Here is a 16,765-nt window from a genome sequence, read left to right as displayed (position 1 = left end):
ATGCAAGCGAATCAATTGCTTACTACGTAGTTAGCTATCTTTCCTCTTCTGAATTTGCCAATAATTTTTCTACCTGCTCCTATATAATACGTATACACTGGCTTGGTGTGTTATAATTACCTATATTAATGAATGTTTTAAGAAACAAAATCTACCTGAATGATCGTGATTCGCCACCCTTTTTATTTTCCAATTTTACAGCGTAGAAACACTACTCAATACTATAGGGTAGTTGTGTTGAATAGGTCGCGTGCCAATCTCATCCATATTATCGTTATTGGTACATCAAATGAGTTTCGGATATATAAAGATCTCTTCACCTTGTCCACAACAGAACATTTATTCAAATTATCTACCACCCATAGCTTTCCGTTCAAGATAAAAGTATAATTGACTTCACGTCTGAACTATCTTGAAGTTTTAAAGAAGTCGTGCGTTATGTACATTACGTATTTGCAGCCCGGTCGCTTTGCGATAGCTTCAAATAGAGTGTACTAATCGGATTTTACTGATCTTGCTGCTAATTCTTGCAAATACTGGGATGGTGTCTTTCCGTACTCTCTTTTAAAAGCTTTGGCGAAATAGGATTGGGTTTGAATCCCGACTCTATAAATGACCTCAGTTAGTAATACATCCTCCTCCGTCAAAATCTCAATTGCCTTTTTTAGTCGTACGGTTCTAATAAACTCGTTAGGTGACTGACCTGTAATGTCCTTAACTTTCCTGTAAAGTTTGGTTCTGCCCATATTAAGCTCACTACATAAGTCCTCAATCTGAAGTTCAGGATTACTTATATTTATTTGAATTAGTTCGAGCAATCGATCCATAAACTGTTTATCTTTTTGAGAACGTACCAGATCAATATGTTCCATTTGATGGCCTTTCTTATAGCGGCTTTTTAAGATCTCTCTTTGCTCGAATATATTTTGCAAGGAAGATTTGAGCAACTGAATGCTTAATGGCTTAGTGAGGTAGAGGTCTGCGCCAGACTGCATTCCTTCAATCTCTGCCTGTAGATTAGTCTTAGCTGTCAACATAATAAACGGGATATGGCTTGTTTCGATGTCATCTTTTATTGCCTTACAAAACTCAACCCCATTCATTCCTGACATCATCACGTCACTTATAATTAAATCTGGTAAGATTTCTTTAGTTTTGTGTAGTCCGGTTCTGCCATCAATGGCTTCATCTACCAAGTAGTAGCTTTTTAGTTCTCGTGCAAGGAACGACCTAATCTCATCGTTATCCTCGACAATCAAAATAAGATGCCGTTTGCTGGTAGGAGTACAAGCTTCGGCAGGCCTGAATTTTTGGCTGTTTTCGACGTTTGCAGATACATCAACCGACATATCAATATGCAAATTTTCCAAACTGATCCCTCCTTCCGAACTAGAAATACCTTCCCTTTCAGAAAAATCGTAATCTTGCTCTCCAACAGGTAACCCTATGATGATGTCGGTTCCATGGCCGCGCTGACTATGAACAAACAAATCGCCTTTATGTAATACAACCAAACTTTTAACTAATGCAAGACCGATGCCTGAACCAAGGTGCGTATCCTTAATCCGGTAATAGCGTTCAAAAAGATGGCTTATAGACTCTTTTGAGATTCCGATGCCATTATCGGAAATCCGGATATATCCATATTTGACCGAACGTGTATCATTTTTAAGAATCAATTCATTTTCAAAAACTGAATTGAATTCATTCAGCTGTTCAAACAATGAAATTGTTATTTTCCCGTGCACAGGTGTATACTTTAGTGCGTTGTTTAAAAGGTTCAAAATAATTTTTTCAATCACCTGTGGATCAAATAAAACTGTTTGCTCCATCATCTTGATTTCAATATTTAACTTAATTGATTTTGCTTGTGCTGCATCTTGAAATTCCTTTGCTAATTCAGTTAAAAATGAATTGAGGTTTCCGGAACGTACCTTTAGACGCAAAGCTCCGGTCTCAACTTTCCTAAAGTCCATCAGTTCATTGATTAGGGAAAGCAGGCGATTCGCGTTCCGGTACATGATCTTATAGTAATGACGGGAGAGTGATTGTCTATCATCCAAAAGCGTTTCAAGCGGGCCCAATATTAACGATAATGGGGTTCGAAATTCATGGGATATATTTGTAAAGAATTGAATTTTGGTTTGATGAAGTTCTTCTATGCGCTGCTTTTCAATTTTCTTCAGATCCAGATTTTTTTTCAACGATAAAATATAATAAGCACCTGCACTGATCACCACCACTGTCAAAATTCTGAACCACCATGTTCCCCAATATGGCGGAGCAATCACAATAAGCACAGTAGATTCTTTTGGATTCCATATCCCATCATTATTTGCCGCTTTAACGCGAAATACATAGTGGCCAGGTTCCAAATTTGTATATGCAGCCTTTCTTTCTGAGGTGAAATACCAATGTTCATCCATACCTTCCAGGCGGTAAGCATACCGATTATTTTGAGCAGCTGTAAAATTCAATGCGGCAAAGTAAAATGAAATTGAAGATTGTTTATAAGTTAATGAAAGTTTTCTGGTCATGCTGATATCCATTGCCAAGGGAGAGCCAGCCATACCAGGGTGCATCACTTTGTTAAAAATTAGAAGGTTTGTTAGGTAAACAGGCGGTACAAAATGGTTGGCCTGAACGGAATCAGGTTTAAATTGATTGAACCCATTTAGACCACCAAAGTACAATGTACCATCACTTGCAAGCAAATTTGCGTTAGGTTCAAACTCCTGGCCCTGCAAGCCGTCAACAAAATTATATATTTTAGCTTTAAAAGAATCAGGATTAAATTTAATCAAACCATTTGAAGTAGAAATCCAGAAATCTCCGTGGACGTCTTCCTCGATTCCCTTAATAAATTCTTTGTCTAGATCCGCCTTGCCCGTATATAGTTTAAAACTATCTTTGAGCGGATCGTAAAGATAAAGGCCACGTTGTCCAACCCAAATCCTTCCCTTGCGGTCAATAAATATTACCTGGAGATCTGGAAACTCCTCTAATTGATCGAAATAGTGTTTTATCTTTCCAGTCTGCAGGTTATAGCGATTCAACCCGCCATCATCAGTTCCAAACCAAATATTTTGCTTACCATCTTGACCTACAGACACAAAATTACATCCCTTGAGCTTGGTTTTACCATCCGGTGCTTTGGTAAATCGCCGGAATTTTCCTGATTTCACATCGAATAGATTCACGCCCCCATAATAAGTGATGACCCAAAAGTTTTCTTTGGTATCCTTAAAGCATTTATAGACGTAATTAGATGATATCGAATTGCTGTCCGCGGGATCATTGATATAATAAGTAAATTTCTTAGATTTTCTATCAAACAAATTGATGCCGCCACCCCATGTACTTAGACAAACTCGCCGATTATCCAAATTCATGATACTCAATACCGCATTAGAAGATAAAGAGCACTTATTGAAAGGCTCATTTTTGTATGCTTCAAATGTATAACTTTTAGGATCAAATAAATTCAATCCTCCGCCATCCGTACCAATCCAAATTTTATGCTCATTGTCTTCCGAGAATGCCCGTATATCATTGTAAGTTAAGCTATTTTTCTTGGGCTCGCTTTGAAATAGCCGAAATTTGGACATGCCAGGAGTATAAAGATTTATACCTCCACGGTGCGTTCCTACCCAAAGGTTATGCTGATTGTCCTCAAATATTGAAGAAACTGTTCGCTGAGATAAACTGGTGGAATTTTCAGGTATGTTTTGGTAGTTAAGAAATATATTCGCCTGATCGTTGTAAATACTCAGTCCACCGTTTATGCTACCGATCAACAATCTTCCATTATGATCTGTAAATAAACATTTGATTTGATTGGTGGCTAGGCTGCCAGGCTGTCTTTCATCATGCCTGAATTGGGTTATAGTTGAGCCATCCTGTGACATCCTAATCAATCCATGATCTTGAAGACCTACCCAAATGTTACCGGTTCTATCCTCTTGAAGGCTTGTTATGTTATAGGCTATCTGACTAATCATTCCAGCTGGGTGAAAAAACGAGCCATGCTTTCGGTCGAAAAGGAACAGACCCTGCGTAGACCCAACCCAAAATCCCCCTTTTTTATCTTCTAACAAGCAGGTCACTTCTCCAACCGTTGCCCCTCGGTATTTTTCGAACGGAGAAAACCGGGTAAATGAATTGGATGAAGGATTGTACAGGTTTATTCTTCCGTCTGCCGTGCCAACCCACATCTCTCCAGACCGATCGTTGAAAATACAATTTATCTTATTGCCAGAGATGGAATGGTTATTGCCCAGCACATTATTGAACCTAATGAATTTGTTGTTCTCCGCGTCAAATCTGTTTAAGCCATTTCCCGTACCTACCCAAATGGCATGTCGATTGTCTCCACCGATGCAACGGATATAATTGTCACTTATAGATCCAATATTTTGGACTGAGTTCTTGTAAATGGTCATTTGATAGCCATCATACCTGTTTATACCATCACGCGTACCGAACCAGATAAAGCCTCGATAATCTTGAAAAATTGCTTCTATAGTGCTGTTGGACATCCCTTGCGAAATGTTAATATGGGAAAATTTTAGTGAGTTATCTTGTGCGTAAGTTATCCCAAGCATAATGCGGCATACGCCAAACAATAACAGGAAAAGCCTCAATAAAATTTTGAAACGGGAGGGTTGTAGAAGACTCATATCCATTTAAAAAAGCAGCATTATCTGTTGCGGTTTAAATTCCTTGTAGTGATTGCTTATCATGACGTCATTCGGACTGCTCCAAACCACAAGGTAGACCACATGGAGAGGAATATTAGACAATTAGGTCGTATACGCTACCAAGTGGGTTTAGATTAGCACTAAACATGCGGTAGCTGTACAATTAATTCTATTGGTTAGAAATTTCAGTAAAGTTACTCAAATATCAATAAACAAGAGTAACCTGATATACCATTAATGTAATCACACTAACTCAAGTTTTTACACCCAAGTAGGGAGGTAACGATAAACCTTAATTGAAAGTTAGCTCATTGGTAGCTGTCAACGTTTTCAATGGATTCTTTAAATAATATTGCAATTTATGACAATATGAAATACAAAAAGGTCTAAATGAAACAGTGCTCAAGTAATCACTACGCTAACTTTGACCTTATAAACCATAATTAAAACCCATATATGAAAAAGCTATTTTATGTTTGTATTTTAGCACTTACGTTGCTTGGTGCTTGTAGTAAAGAGAAGGTGTCTAATACAGATCTAGGAACTATCCCGAGTGATATGAATACAGGATCATCTGTTACCGCCAAACAGACCTTGGCCGTATCTGCTGAATTTGCCTACGGCGCTGACATCAGCTGGTGGCCACAAATGGAAGCTAAAGGATATATCTGGAAAAATAGTAGCGGTATCCAAAAAGACCTTCTGGACATCCTTAAAGAAAAGGGTATAAATTCAGTCCGACTGAGAACTTTTGTAAACCCATCAACTGACTCAATTAAAGGGCATTGCAGTGATGGTGAAACGGTAGCGTTGGCTCTTCGATGCAAGAAAGCTGGATTACGGGTCATGATAGACTTCCATTTTGGAGATTCGATGAACAGTGTTGGTGAACAAGTACCACCAGCTGCCTGGGCCAACATGACCTATGCACAGATGCGTACGGCCATGAGTACTTATGTTTACCACTTTATGAACTTAATGAAGTATTACAAGGTTACTGCTGACTGGATACAGATTGGAAATGAAGAGAACCTTGGAATTTGTGGTTATGTAGGAAGCTTTGCTTATAATCCCGTTCAAATGACAGGATTATTGAATATAGCCTATGATCAGATAAAGGCTGTTTCTCCCTCGACTCAGGTGATCGTTCACTTAGCTCAACCGCAAAAATTAACGGCTGTGGAAAATTGGTTTGATACTTACAAAGCCAATGGTGGAAAATGGGATATAAGCGGGTTTTCTAGCTACGCAAGTAGTATCGATGCGCCCGGAATCGCACCTAATTTTAGTACAATACAAACACGATACGGAAAACCTGTTATGGTTGTGGAAGTAGGAGGACCGACTAATAAACCCTCGCAAACTGCATCAACTATTAAGACTTACATCAATTATTTAAGGGACACAATGCCAACCGGGACAGGCCTCGGTGTCTTTTATTGGGAGCCAGAAGTTTATACTCCGTTTTGGTATTGGGAAAACACTGCATGGGATGCTACAACTAAGATGCCTACCGCTGCGATGAATGCTTTTATTCACTAACATTTAATAGCCACCTGTAAGTTGCAGGTGGCTATTAAATGTTTTTACTTCTGGAAAGTTTACCCTTTGGCATGCCATGAAGCCCTACTTACATCAATCATCCATAATTTCCCAAAAGGGCTGTATATTATTGTCTCATTGACTCAAAACGTTTGCTACCAAAATGCCCTGATTGTATTAACATTACTTACATGATTGAAGTCAGCAATAGATGAGTAATATATCTTGAGAAACACGTCTTCAGGTAAGCTTTTTAGGTGCATGTTCTTTTTATTTGAAAACGCAAAAAGGGATTTGCCTAAATACACCGAGTTTACTTAAGGTCGCTGTAAATAACGTTATTATTTTTCAATAGCGGCTACGATTGCCAAGATCACTTTATCCATTTCCAAAACTTTTGTATCAAGGTAACGCAACAGTATCTCAACATCACCGGAATGCGATTCTTCTTTCAGCAGTGATACCAATCCCATTATCGTAGCTAATGGCCCCCTGACGAGATGGGATTGTTCATAAGCGATACGTTCAAAGGTTTTGTACTGGGAAAGCAATTGTTCATACAGCGCTGATATTTTATGTGTTTTGATGGTTACCTCTTCTTGTAATTGTTCTTTTTGCTGCTTATTTATATTGTTCTGGAGCGCCAGCATTTCAGCAAAACTATTTTTGAACGTCATAGCTGCTTTAATCTCGTGGAACTGCCAGTCCGTAGATAGCACGCTTTTAACGGACGCCTTGCCTTAGTCTGTTACCGCGACGAGGACACAACGCTTGTAATTTAATTTTCCAGTTCATGAACTAAGCCACGCTTAAACAGTAGCTTGATCACTTCAACACTAAAGGTTTTCAATGATGTTTTCCGATCAACGCTGTTTTGTTTAGATGAATATGTGTCATAAGTACGATCAAGAAAAAAAATTATCGAGGGTGAGGACATCGCTTCCCTTTAAAGCTTTTTACCATAAAATACAGTATATCTGTACATAAATATAAACAACACGGAAAGTTCCGTTGCTAAACTTCTTTCTTCTTGTAACCAGCCTTCATCATTACCTAACACGTCTCGAATATATGAAAATCATGGGCTGGGCCGGATGGTTCAGATCGGGTCGTCGGGCGAGATCGAGTTCTGTGCCGTGCAGCTGGATTATTTAGCGGCTACTGCTGCGCGTGATAACCTGACCATATCACTGGCCCGTAAGCTGAAAGGCATCATTGGCGTCAATCTCAAACTGCCAATATCCAAAGATTAGAAGTATTAGCCTAGTCACGTTGCCGGGGCCAACAACGTGACTAGGCATATTAGTAGTACAAAAAATGTTTAATACCTGAACCATAAAATAAGTTTACAATTGTAAGGCTTATAATTTATTTATATATTTAAACTACCGCAAGGGATTGTCACTGTGTGTTTCAAATATGCTACAACGGGGAAATTAATTGACATAACTAATTGATCCTTAGTCCAATATAGAGGTCGACCATTTCTCTGTTAATCAGAGGGTCGCTGGTTCGAGCCCAGCCTCAGGAGCTTGAAAATCAATTATTTAACCCAACTCTGGCGAGTTGGGTTTTTTTATTTGCAGAAAATTTGCAGAAAAAAATCAAAACAGATACAAACGGCATTTTGCATAACTTTGCTTTTATACTGGTTTTAGGCTTATGATAGCTGATTTTAGCTGGGTTATCTATACTTTTAAAATGCATGGTTGCGTTTTTTAAAGGAATCTGACTATAGTAAAGGGCTTAATTTCATCACCAACAAGTTATGCAGCATCTAAAAGAATTTCTAATCCGCATTCAAACATTCGATCTACGTATTATTGAGGATGATATTCAACTGGAATGGGGAACGAATGAAAGGAAGCATGTTAAAACTTATGACCTGACCTACGAAACCCAATATTACGATTCCTTTTCCTACAGAAGCGAACTAAGGGTATTAAAGGATATGGCTTATATAGACCTGCTAACGTTAGACAAAGACCATATTTTGCTTCAATTGGCAGAATTATCTAAAGTCCGCAACCGCTTTAAGGAATTTTGGACAAAATACAACCAGCATTATTCGGAGATGAATTTGGTTTATCACCGCTCCTTTATTATTTCTGTCCGACTGGAATATTTATTTATTGTCAACAATCTGCAATCTGACAGTGCTGATATAGAAGTAACCGCGAAGTTTGCGGAAGATTTGGGCGATTCTGTCAAGCTTCGGGAAAAGTTTTTAATGGAACTGATCTATGGTACAGAAAATTTTATTAAGCCGAAGATAACCGAGGTTGATTTTAAAAAAAGGATGAATGCCCAACTAGCGGGGCAGGAAGCGGCAAAAGTTGAAGAAGTTCCGGCAGAAATCTATAACGCTAACGAAGCGAAAGAAATAAATCAACCGGCAATAGTAGTACAGGAAACTACCTACCAACCGGAACTAAGCGAAGAACAGGCAGCCATTGCAAAAATAGTAGGCTACTATCCGACCTTTAAGCAGGGGGTAGCAGTTCAACTGTTTGACTTATTAAAAGCCTATTTTCTTCTTGAAGAGCACGCTGCACTTGAAAAGCTGTTACTATATGATGAGGCACCCGCTGCCCCGCTGGTTTTCCGTGGCTTTGCAACCCAGCTGGCCGATGCCTTTAAACAACTCTATGATGCTAACCTGATTGTCGGCTGCCGAAAGTCCGACCTGGAAAAATGGATTGCCCCGAAGTTCATGTACCTTTCCCAACAGTCCGAACCCAGGGAATTGCCAGAGGGTTATTTGTCCGGCCTAATGTCAGAAAATACCCGTCCATGCAAATCTCCCATCCTGAAAATTGAGCAAAAGGAAACTCAGTTTCTCATCCTGCCTACTCCCCGTAACAAAAGATAGCAAAAAAATGAGGGGGTAAGCGCAGGGTTACGGTTTACCCCCTTGTAACACTGCAAAACAAGCCCTTACAATTGCAGCATTAAACAAAATTAATGCGCAATGAAAGACACACTCACATTTGACCAGTTACCCGAGGCGGTAAGTAAAATACAGGATAAGCTGGATAACATCGAACAGCTTTTACTTCAGCGGCAGGAGCAGCCGATGGAGCAGGACGAAATTATGCCTGTTGCCAAGGCTGCAATATTTTTAGACCTTGCTATCCCGACCGTTTACAGTAAAGTATGCCGTAAAGAACTCCCTGTTAATAAGCGCGGGAAGCGTCTTTATTTCTACCGCTCCGAATTGACTGAATGGATTAAGTCTGGCCGTAAAAGAACGGCAGAGGATATCAAGGTTGAGGCCATCTCGAAATTTAGCCTTATCGAGAAGAAACCCAAGATAATTTAAGGCTCATTATGATGATTGCAGGATTCACCAATGGTCATAGCATTAGGTTTATCGCGCTAAGTGCGAGTAAAAAGCCATTGGACGACAAAAGAGGATGAGGTCAGAGAAGACAAATTCGATGCTTCGCATCGGATAGGCAACGAGTGAATCACAAAGCGAAGCTTTGTTATAAAGGCGGCGCAGCATACCGGTTTCGGTATAGCTGTATAGTTGTCTAACCGGCCTAAGGCCGTTAACAAAACTCATTTGCCGATAAGTAGCAAGTTTGTGTTTTTGTTGCCACAAAAACATCCCGGATGCCTGTCGGCACCGGGCAAACTTGCCTTTTGCGCCCGATGGTTGCAAAAGGGAAAATGGAAGAAAGAGTAAGGAGTAACCGATGGAAGCAACAGCAAAGACAACTAATAAACAACAGTTATCCCAATCAAAAAACAAAGGCGGTGCGCCGAAAAAAAGGGTTAAACGGGAGTTAATTATTCGCATTAGAATGACAGCGACGGAGCGCTTTTATATTGACAGTAAAGCCAAGACCGCCGGGATGCGATCAAGCAGCTGGATAAGGGCAGCCGCTAAAAGCGCGAAGGTAGTCCCCCGATTAACAGACGATGAGCGGCGCATCCTTTGGATGCTTGCCGAACTTGCCAACAACCTTAATCAGCTAACAAAGCTTGCACACCAAGTAGGTTTATTGACAGTAGTTCGTAACTGCGATAAAATTTTGAAAGAGATAGATATTACTTTAAAACAGCTCAATAACAATGATAGGGAAAGTGATAACGGGTAGAAGCTTTGCCGGGTGCATCCGCTATGTGGTACAGAAACATGATGCGGTGGTACTGGACGCGGCAGGCGTAAGAATGCTCCATGTCAATCAGATCATCAATGATTTTAACCTGCAACGAAAGTACAATCCAAGTTTAGGAAAGGCAGTAGGCCATATTGCTTTAAGCTGGAGTATAAACGATGCTGCTAAGTTGAATGATGAGGTAATGGTAAATATGGCGAAAGAGTATCTACAAAAAATGAAAATACAGGACACGCAGTACCTAATTGTTAAACATCGGGACAAAGATCATCCGCATATTCACATCGTTTACAACAGGGTAAGCAACAACGGTAAAACCATATCCGATAACTTTCAAAAGCAGCGAAATGTACAGGTAGCAAAGGAACTGACCATAAAGCATGGCCTTTATATCTCACCGGGTAAAGAACGGGTCAACCGCCAACAGCTAAAAGGCGAGGACAAAATCAAATATGAATTATTTGATACTATCAGGGCGGCCAGCAAAAAAGTAAAAAATATCAATGAGCTAAAGCAGGTATTGGCTAAGCAGGGTATCGTTACCCACTTAAAATACAGAAGCGGTACCACCGAGGTGCAGGGCATTAGTTTCAGCAAAGGCGAATATAAATTTAAAGGATCAGAGATAGACCGGAGTTTAAGTTATGCAAAGCTTAGCCAGGCAATAGAACAACAGCAGGCTAAACCGGAAAAGAGTTTGGCAGACCAGCTAAGAGAAGTAATGGAAAACGCAAAGCAGGAAAGAGAAAGCCAGGACAAGACCGAAAAAATAACTTATTTAAAGCCGGAGCCGGAAACCCATTACCTGAGGCAATCGCTATCAGCAGGAGCGGATTTATTAGGTGGCATGCTTGGCAATATAGCCGACGACGATGACAGCCCGGAAAGAAGACGGCGAAAGAAAAATGAACAACAGCAAAGTAGAGGAATATCAAGATGAAAGAAATAGATGAACTAAACCAAAGGATAAATGGAGTAGATGAACTTATTGACACCTTAGTCAAAACCAACACGGATATGGAAAGAAGACAAGTAAAACTCGAAGAGCATATAGAGAATATTAAAGACCTTGTTCCCAGAATTAAAGCAATGGAAAGTAAAACGAATTATCCTGAGGTTTATATACCTGACTACAGTGAAGAGTTCGGACAGATCTTTGCGGAAATTCAAAAAGCTTATGCCGAATCCGGCAAAGAAACGTCCACTGCATCCTTCCAAAAAGTTATAGATAAAATAGACGCTTTAAATATAGATATAAGGGCATTGGCTAAACGTTACTTTGATCCAAAGACGAGTTGGCTGCTTATCATTTGCAGCATACTCATCCTACTGGTAGCCGCATTGACAGGTACGACAATGGGCTTCGCATTCGAAGCATATGAATTTAAACTGAAAAACAACGCTGAAAATATATCAACTAGAGATACTGTTAACCGGTTCTCCCCAAATAAAACTTTTAAAAAACACAAAATGAAAGCTGGAAGAATAAAACAGTTTTTGCACCATACAGACAAAACAGAATAAGTGAACCCTTTATTTGTAAGACAATGAACAAAACGTTAAATTTGAATAAGTTTGAGAAGAACAGCGAACTTAGCATTTTTATAAATGCTAAATATGAGCCAATTGGTGTATTAATTCCATTGGAGCAATGGAAAAAGATAGCACCTACGGTAGATAAAAATTCTGAACTGCATCAACTAATGGATCAATTAACATTTAAACCGATTTTTGAACGTTCTTTAAAAGAGCAGAATAATTGGCTGGATCAGGAAATTGAACAGGTTGAAGCAGAGCACCTGCAAAAAGGATTATATAATATTTATCAGGACGATATATATTGCAAAGACAAAGATGTCTTTATACATCAATATACTGACCACCGTGAACTTGTAAAAGTAAATGCGGATACGGGCCAAACCCAAACTATCAGGAGAAGTTTCTAATGAAGCAACCACAATTGTATGTTTTTGCCGGACCCAATGGTGCCGGTAAGAGCACGCTGTCGGCGAGTATGCTTTTGCCTGGTACGCCCATATTTGACGGTGATAAAGAATTTGCATTATTAAAGAAAGAATTCCCGTCCACCGATAGTGGCAATCTCTATGAAGCCGTAAATGGGCATATATTTTCCGATTGGAAGAATAAAGCAAAGGAACAGTCGCTCGATTGTGCCTTTGAAACTAATTTCAGAACCTCAGAGGTGATGAACTCTATAGCTGAGTTTAAAAAATCTGGTTATCAAGCTAGGCTCATCTTTTTCGGACTTGATAGCCTGGAGGCTTCTATCGAACGCGTAAAACTTCGGGTGGCGAATGGTGGTCATCAGGTTAGCCTGGATAATATCAAAGCTAATTATGAAATGGGATTGAAGAATTTGACCAAATACTATCAAGATTTCGACTCTGTTCACTTAGTGAAAAGCTTTGCATCAAATGAGTTAGATAGGAAGCTAACCTCCTATTTAACAATCGAGGCTGGCCAAATTGAGGAGCGAGCAGAATTAATTCCTGATTGGGCGAATGACCTTGTAAAAACAGCTGAGTTAAACCAATCTGCAAAAATCTTGGACAAGCAGCAACCCCAACAGAATCAAGAACATAAAAAAGACCAATCACGTAGCATTGGTCGGTAACCATTCCATTTCACCGCGCTCGGCAAAGTTACCGACCGGCGGATGAAATGTAAAGGCTATACAAGCGAAGCATTTTAATTTGTTTTTTAGCGGTGCTTCGGCCTTGACATTTCATCCACCTTGCGCTTTTGGTGCCTAAGCGTTGAAAATGGGATGGTGAATTCAACTACTAATTAAGTTAGAATTTTATCTGTAAAAGAAATGTCTTTAATAACAAGAACCTTATCATAAAGGAGCATTTTTATGATAGTAAGGACAAGCAGGAAAGCCACCTTTAATCAATTTCTACACTAAACCCAGCCTCTCCGGCAGCATAAAATTCAATATTTCTCTTCTTGAAATGTTTAGCGTAGTTCTCATATCGTTGCTTCAGAAAAAAGTCTTTCGCATAGCCGTCGTGAACCGGAAGTATATGCTTTGGATGAATTTTGTCGCCAAATTCAGCAACTTTCAATTCGGTGGTAAAGGGTGCCATGATTGGAAGAATCAATAAATTTATTCCTTCATATGCATAAAGCTTTTGCTCAAACGAATCAACCGGATTCAATATTGTACCGTCAATAACGTAAGCTTGCATATCCGGCAAGGGGCTATCCAGTATAGGCTCGTGAACAACATTGATAATATTCAAACTAAAAGGACCAATTATCATTTCGCCTTCTTCGACAAGAATACTTTCCAAGCCATTGGCAAAGAGTTCTTTCGAAACTTCTGCGTTAGTATAAATGGTAGCCTTGCTTAGTTCAATTATCTTTTTCAAATTCTCCATATCCAAATGGTCGGGATGATTGTGCGTGATAATGACAGCATCGATTTCCGCAAACATTTCAGGGGTAACAAGGCCCTCTGCGAAAGAAAATTTGCCGGGATCAAAAAGTAATTTAAAACCGTCTTTTTCGAATAACAGGCAGGAGTGTATGTATTTGGTGATTTTCATATAGCAACCATAACAATAAGCGTTCCCTTTTAAAACCTTAACGCGAGTATTGGATAAGCGCATGATCTATGATCGCTAATGCCCGCAACCGCAATTCTATATTTCCGGCGTTCATATCTTGCAACAGCGATTTTTTACGCTGAAGATATTGCGGGCCGTGCTTCCGCTCGTACTCGATGACCAGCGTCATATTATCGATCAGGTCGCAGTATTTGACCGTCTGTGCAGCTGAACTAACCGTGCGCAGACGGAATTCTTCTTTTTCTTTACGCTCATTCCTGCTCAGGTCCGGGGAAGCGGCAGAAGTAAATTGATCGGTCAATTCTGCCACGCAGGCTGCTATGTCATCGGCATCATGATGGGAATAACCAAATGTGACTAGGGCTTCTTTCAGCTCGCTTCCGGTCGTCCGGGTGTCCTCCAGCAAATCATGGCAAAGGCCGATCTCATAGCCTAAACGTATCGCTCCTTTAGCCATTTCTGCGACTGACGCGAGATGATTAAAATAAGGTTCGCCATTATATTTTTTTAGCTGACCACCGTGTTTCGACCTAACCCAGCCGGTTAACAATTCCTGAGGGCTCATGATTTAGCTTGCAATGGATATTTTATTTTCCGGTAACAGTCTTTTTATAATTGCAGCTGACGCTTCCTCGCTAAAATCAAGCCCTGAATAATCCGGATTGTAGCCGCCGATGTAAGGTACAGCCATGATATAGATCCGGTCATTGAGCGCGCCATAGCTGTCTACCACTTGGAAATGATCGTTAATGGTGATACCAGAAACTTTCAAATAATAATCCCCGTTTTGATCCTGCCAGACATCTTTCCCGTCGGCAAGCGCCTTGCACCCTTCATCAGCTGAACGAAATTTAAGCCGTGCAGGGCTGACAGTCCTCTGCTCGATTAAACTTTTGAAAGGAAACGCTTCAAAAGTTAAATGCGGTTGTCCCACCCCATCAATATAAGTTTCGAAATAAGACGCCTGTTTAATTCCGTGCTCATCTGTGTAGTGATATACAGCTCCACCCTCGGTTTCAGGCTGCACCTCGCTATCTTCACCAACCGGGATAAGTGTCAATACGCCTGCCTGGTTCAGCGCTATCAATTCCTCGCTTGAACTTTGCGGAATATAGGCGATCACTATAGAGATTAGTGGCGAAAGCGAAGTTTGCAACCGTTGCATATCTTCAGCAGATAAATGCTTGGCCGGATAATTCAGCGCAAAACTCAATACGCCCAGCATCTCTTTCCAGTAAACCGATTCTTTACGTTTTATAGATTTCTCTGCTTCCGCATACTCCGCTTTGAGCAACTGAAATGGATCGAGCCGTTCGCGCAAGTCCATCATCGCCGCCACAAATTCTTCTAAGCGCATACCTTTGATCGACTCATAAAATTCAGGTTCTTTTTCCCTGATTGGTAATTTAAAATCCCGCTCGAACACAAAGTCCAAAGACAGAAAGCCATCATTGTCTTTGATATGGCTGGCAATCTCTGCTTTAGTAAGTAAAGAACTATTGGATAGATGGGAATCTTCCAGGTGAAATCGTACTGCCGGCAGCATCCCATTGCGGGTGTGCAGCACTATTTTGAAATCATTGCTGTCTTCCAATAATTTATAGGAAAGCTTGCTATCATTATCTTTTTCAAATGTGCCGTTATGACGCGAAAGCGTCCTGATCGCATCAACCGCGGTTAAAGAGGAACCTTTTATCGCAACAGCATGGTTGAGTTTTAAACCCAGTTTAGCCGGTGGATAAGGCGAATCGAAATAGTTGGGCACTGTACCCTCATATCGTTTAGGCCAGTTATGCCCTGTACAAATGATGACATGATCAAATTCCAATTTATCTTTGCCGCCTATTTCTACAAAAACAGTTTCCTGGTCAGGGCGGTCTATAATATCGGTCACTTCACTATTATAATGCACTTCGTATGCAATTCCGGTTTTCTTCGCCTGTTGTTGAAGCAGGTCAAACTGGGCGGCCAGGTATTGTCCAAAAAGCAAGCGAGGTAATACCTTATATTCATTAAAACGTTTCGGGTCTATATGGAATTTATCCAGCGTGTCTTTTGCTACAGTTTTAATCCAATCAGCTAATGTGGTAACCAATAGTGGGATTTCATTACCCGAAACATTGGTGATATGTTCATCATTAGCTCCCTCCTGGCTGTAAGGCATACCAGCACCCAATTTATTTTTTCGTTCGAAAATTGTTATTTCTATGTCAGGGTTATCAGCAGCTACTAACCGTTTAAACATGAATAATCCGCTTGGCCCTCCTCCAAGAACTGCTATACGTTTTTTATTTTTCAATTTGATTTTGGCCTATAAGAAGATTAATAGATGCAACACCTGTTACCCCTAAGTGTTTTAACGGCAAATAATTACTAACCAAAACCCGGATCAGTTGTTAGCTAAAAAACGCTATGACAACAAACGAAAACAAGCCAACTTCTAATCCAAGCGATCACCTCGCAAATGAAAGAACATTTTTAGCCTGGATCAGGACCAGTGTTGCCATAATGGGCTTTGGATTCGTTGTGGTAAAATTTGCGCTGTTTATTAAACAGATCTCATTGGTCTTAAATACCAAACAAACCGTATTACCCGGCAAAGGTTATTCTACACAAATAGGGATTTTGCTGGTTGGCATTGGTGCTTTTATGGCTTTGTATTCGTACTTGAGATATAGAAATACGGAAAAGCAACTCTTAAATAAGGCCTATAAGCCATCACAGCTTCCTTCACTATTATTAACCCTAGCTATAGTGATAGTAGGTGCCTTGTTAGTGATCTACCTGATACCGGGTCTATAAT

General features: G+C 40.1%; 15 protein-coding genes. 10 read left to right on the top strand and 5 right to left on the bottom strand.

Going from position 1 to position 16,765, the window contains the following annotated elements:
• Positions 1-494: 494 nt before the first annotated feature.
• Positions 495-4,679, bottom strand: a complete 4,185-nt coding sequence (locus ABDD95_RS18905; protein WP_345948911.1) for a two-component regulator propeller domain-containing protein — start codon at positions 4,677-4,679, stop codon at positions 495-497.
• A 477-nt stretch (positions 4,680-5,156) separates the two neighbouring features.
• Between ABDD95_RS18905 and ABDD95_RS18900 the strand changes: the two genes are divergently transcribed.
• A complete protein-coding gene (locus ABDD95_RS18900; protein WP_345948910.1) occupies positions 5,157-6,242 on the top strand; it encodes a glycosyl hydrolase 53 family protein in 1,086 nt (361 codons plus the stop codon).
• A gap of 341 nt (positions 6,243-6,583) precedes the next feature.
• Here the strand turns inward: ABDD95_RS18900 and ABDD95_RS18895 are convergent, their stop codons facing one another.
• Positions 6,584-6,919, bottom strand: a complete 336-nt coding sequence (locus ABDD95_RS18895; protein ID WP_345948909.1) for a hypothetical protein — start codon at positions 6,917-6,919, stop codon at positions 6,584-6,586.
• A 417-nt stretch (positions 6,920-7,336) separates the two neighbouring features.
• Between ABDD95_RS18895 and ABDD95_RS18890 the strand changes: the two genes are divergently transcribed.
• The 8 genes from ABDD95_RS18890 (at position 7,337) to ABDD95_RS18855 (ending at position 13,004) form a co-directional block, all read left to right on the top strand.
• Positions 7,337-7,495 carry a hypothetical protein gene (locus tag ABDD95_RS18890; protein WP_345948908.1) on the top strand — a complete coding sequence of 53 codons (159 nt, stop codon included), beginning with the start codon at positions 7,337-7,339 and terminating at the stop codon, positions 7,493-7,495.
• Between the two features lie 515 nt (positions 7,496-8,010).
• On the top strand, positions 8,011-9,114 hold the full coding sequence (locus ABDD95_RS18885) for a hypothetical protein (protein WP_345948907.1): 1,104 nt from the start codon (positions 8,011-8,013) through the stop codon (positions 9,112-9,114).
• 99 nt (positions 9,115-9,213) lie between these two features.
• On the top strand, positions 9,214-9,564 hold the full coding sequence (locus ABDD95_RS18880; RefSeq protein ID WP_345948906.1) for a helix-turn-helix domain-containing protein: 351 nt from the start codon (positions 9,214-9,216) through the stop codon (positions 9,562-9,564).
• Positions 9,565-9,943: 379 nt separating this feature from the next.
• A complete protein-coding gene (gene mobC, locus ABDD95_RS18875; RefSeq protein ID WP_345948905.1) occupies positions 9,944-10,348 on the top strand; it encodes a plasmid mobilization relaxosome protein MobC in 405 nt (134 codons plus the stop codon).
• Positions 10,323-11,309 carry a relaxase/mobilization nuclease domain-containing protein gene (locus ABDD95_RS18870; protein ID WP_345948904.1) on the top strand — a complete coding sequence of 329 codons (987 nt, stop codon included), beginning with the start codon at positions 10,323-10,325 and terminating at the stop codon, positions 11,307-11,309. The genes mobC and ABDD95_RS18870 overlap by 26 nt, the downstream gene beginning before the upstream one ends.
• Positions 11,306-11,893, top strand: a complete 588-nt coding sequence (locus tag ABDD95_RS18865) for a hypothetical protein (RefSeq protein ID WP_345948903.1) — start codon at positions 11,306-11,308, stop codon at positions 11,891-11,893. Before ABDD95_RS18870 ends, ABDD95_RS18865 begins: the two co-directional genes overlap by 4 nt.
• 23 nt (positions 11,894-11,916) lie before the next feature.
• Positions 11,917-12,315, top strand: coding sequence for a hypothetical protein (locus tag ABDD95_RS18860; RefSeq protein ID WP_345948902.1), 399 nt, complete (start codon positions 11,917-11,919; stop codon positions 12,313-12,315).
• A complete protein-coding gene (locus ABDD95_RS18855) occupies positions 12,315-13,004 on the top strand; it encodes a zeta toxin family protein (protein ID WP_345948901.1) in 690 nt (229 codons plus the stop codon). Before ABDD95_RS18860 ends, ABDD95_RS18855 begins: the two co-directional genes overlap by 1 nt.
• A gap of 274 nt (positions 13,005-13,278) precedes the next feature.
• Here the strand turns inward: ABDD95_RS18855 and ABDD95_RS18850 are convergent, their stop codons facing one another.
• The 3 genes from ABDD95_RS18850 to ABDD95_RS18840 are packed head-to-tail and all read right to left on the bottom strand — an operon-like array spanning position 13,279 to position 16,261.
• Entirely contained in the window at positions 13,279-13,941 is a 663-nt protein-coding gene (locus ABDD95_RS18850) for an MBL fold metallo-hydrolase (RefSeq protein ID WP_345948900.1), read from the bottom strand.
• A 37-nt stretch (positions 13,942-13,978) separates the two neighbouring features.
• A complete protein-coding gene (locus ABDD95_RS18845) occupies positions 13,979-14,527 on the bottom strand; it encodes a hypothetical protein (protein WP_345948899.1) in 549 nt (182 codons plus the stop codon).
• A gap of 3 nt (positions 14,528-14,530) precedes the next feature.
• Positions 14,531-16,261, bottom strand: coding sequence for an FAD/NAD(P)-binding protein (locus ABDD95_RS18840; RefSeq protein WP_345948898.1), 1,731 nt, complete (start codon positions 16,259-16,261; stop codon positions 14,531-14,533).
• Positions 16,262-16,374: 113 nt separating this feature from the next.
• On the opposite strand from ABDD95_RS18840, the gene ABDD95_RS18835 reads away from it, so the two are divergent.
• Positions 16,375-16,764 (top strand): DUF202 domain-containing protein, encoded by a 390-nt coding sequence (locus ABDD95_RS18835; protein ID WP_345948897.1) that lies wholly within the window; start codon positions 16,375-16,377, stop codon positions 16,762-16,764.
• Position 16,765 lies beyond the last annotated feature (1 nt).

This window comes from Mucilaginibacter sp. PAMB04274 (assembly GCF_039634385.2).
GTDB lineage: Bacteria > Bacteroidota > Bacteroidia > Sphingobacteriales > Sphingobacteriaceae > Mucilaginibacter.
The sequence above is the reverse complement of the archived record's forward strand: the minus strand, read 5'-3'. Positions and strand labels throughout refer to the sequence as shown.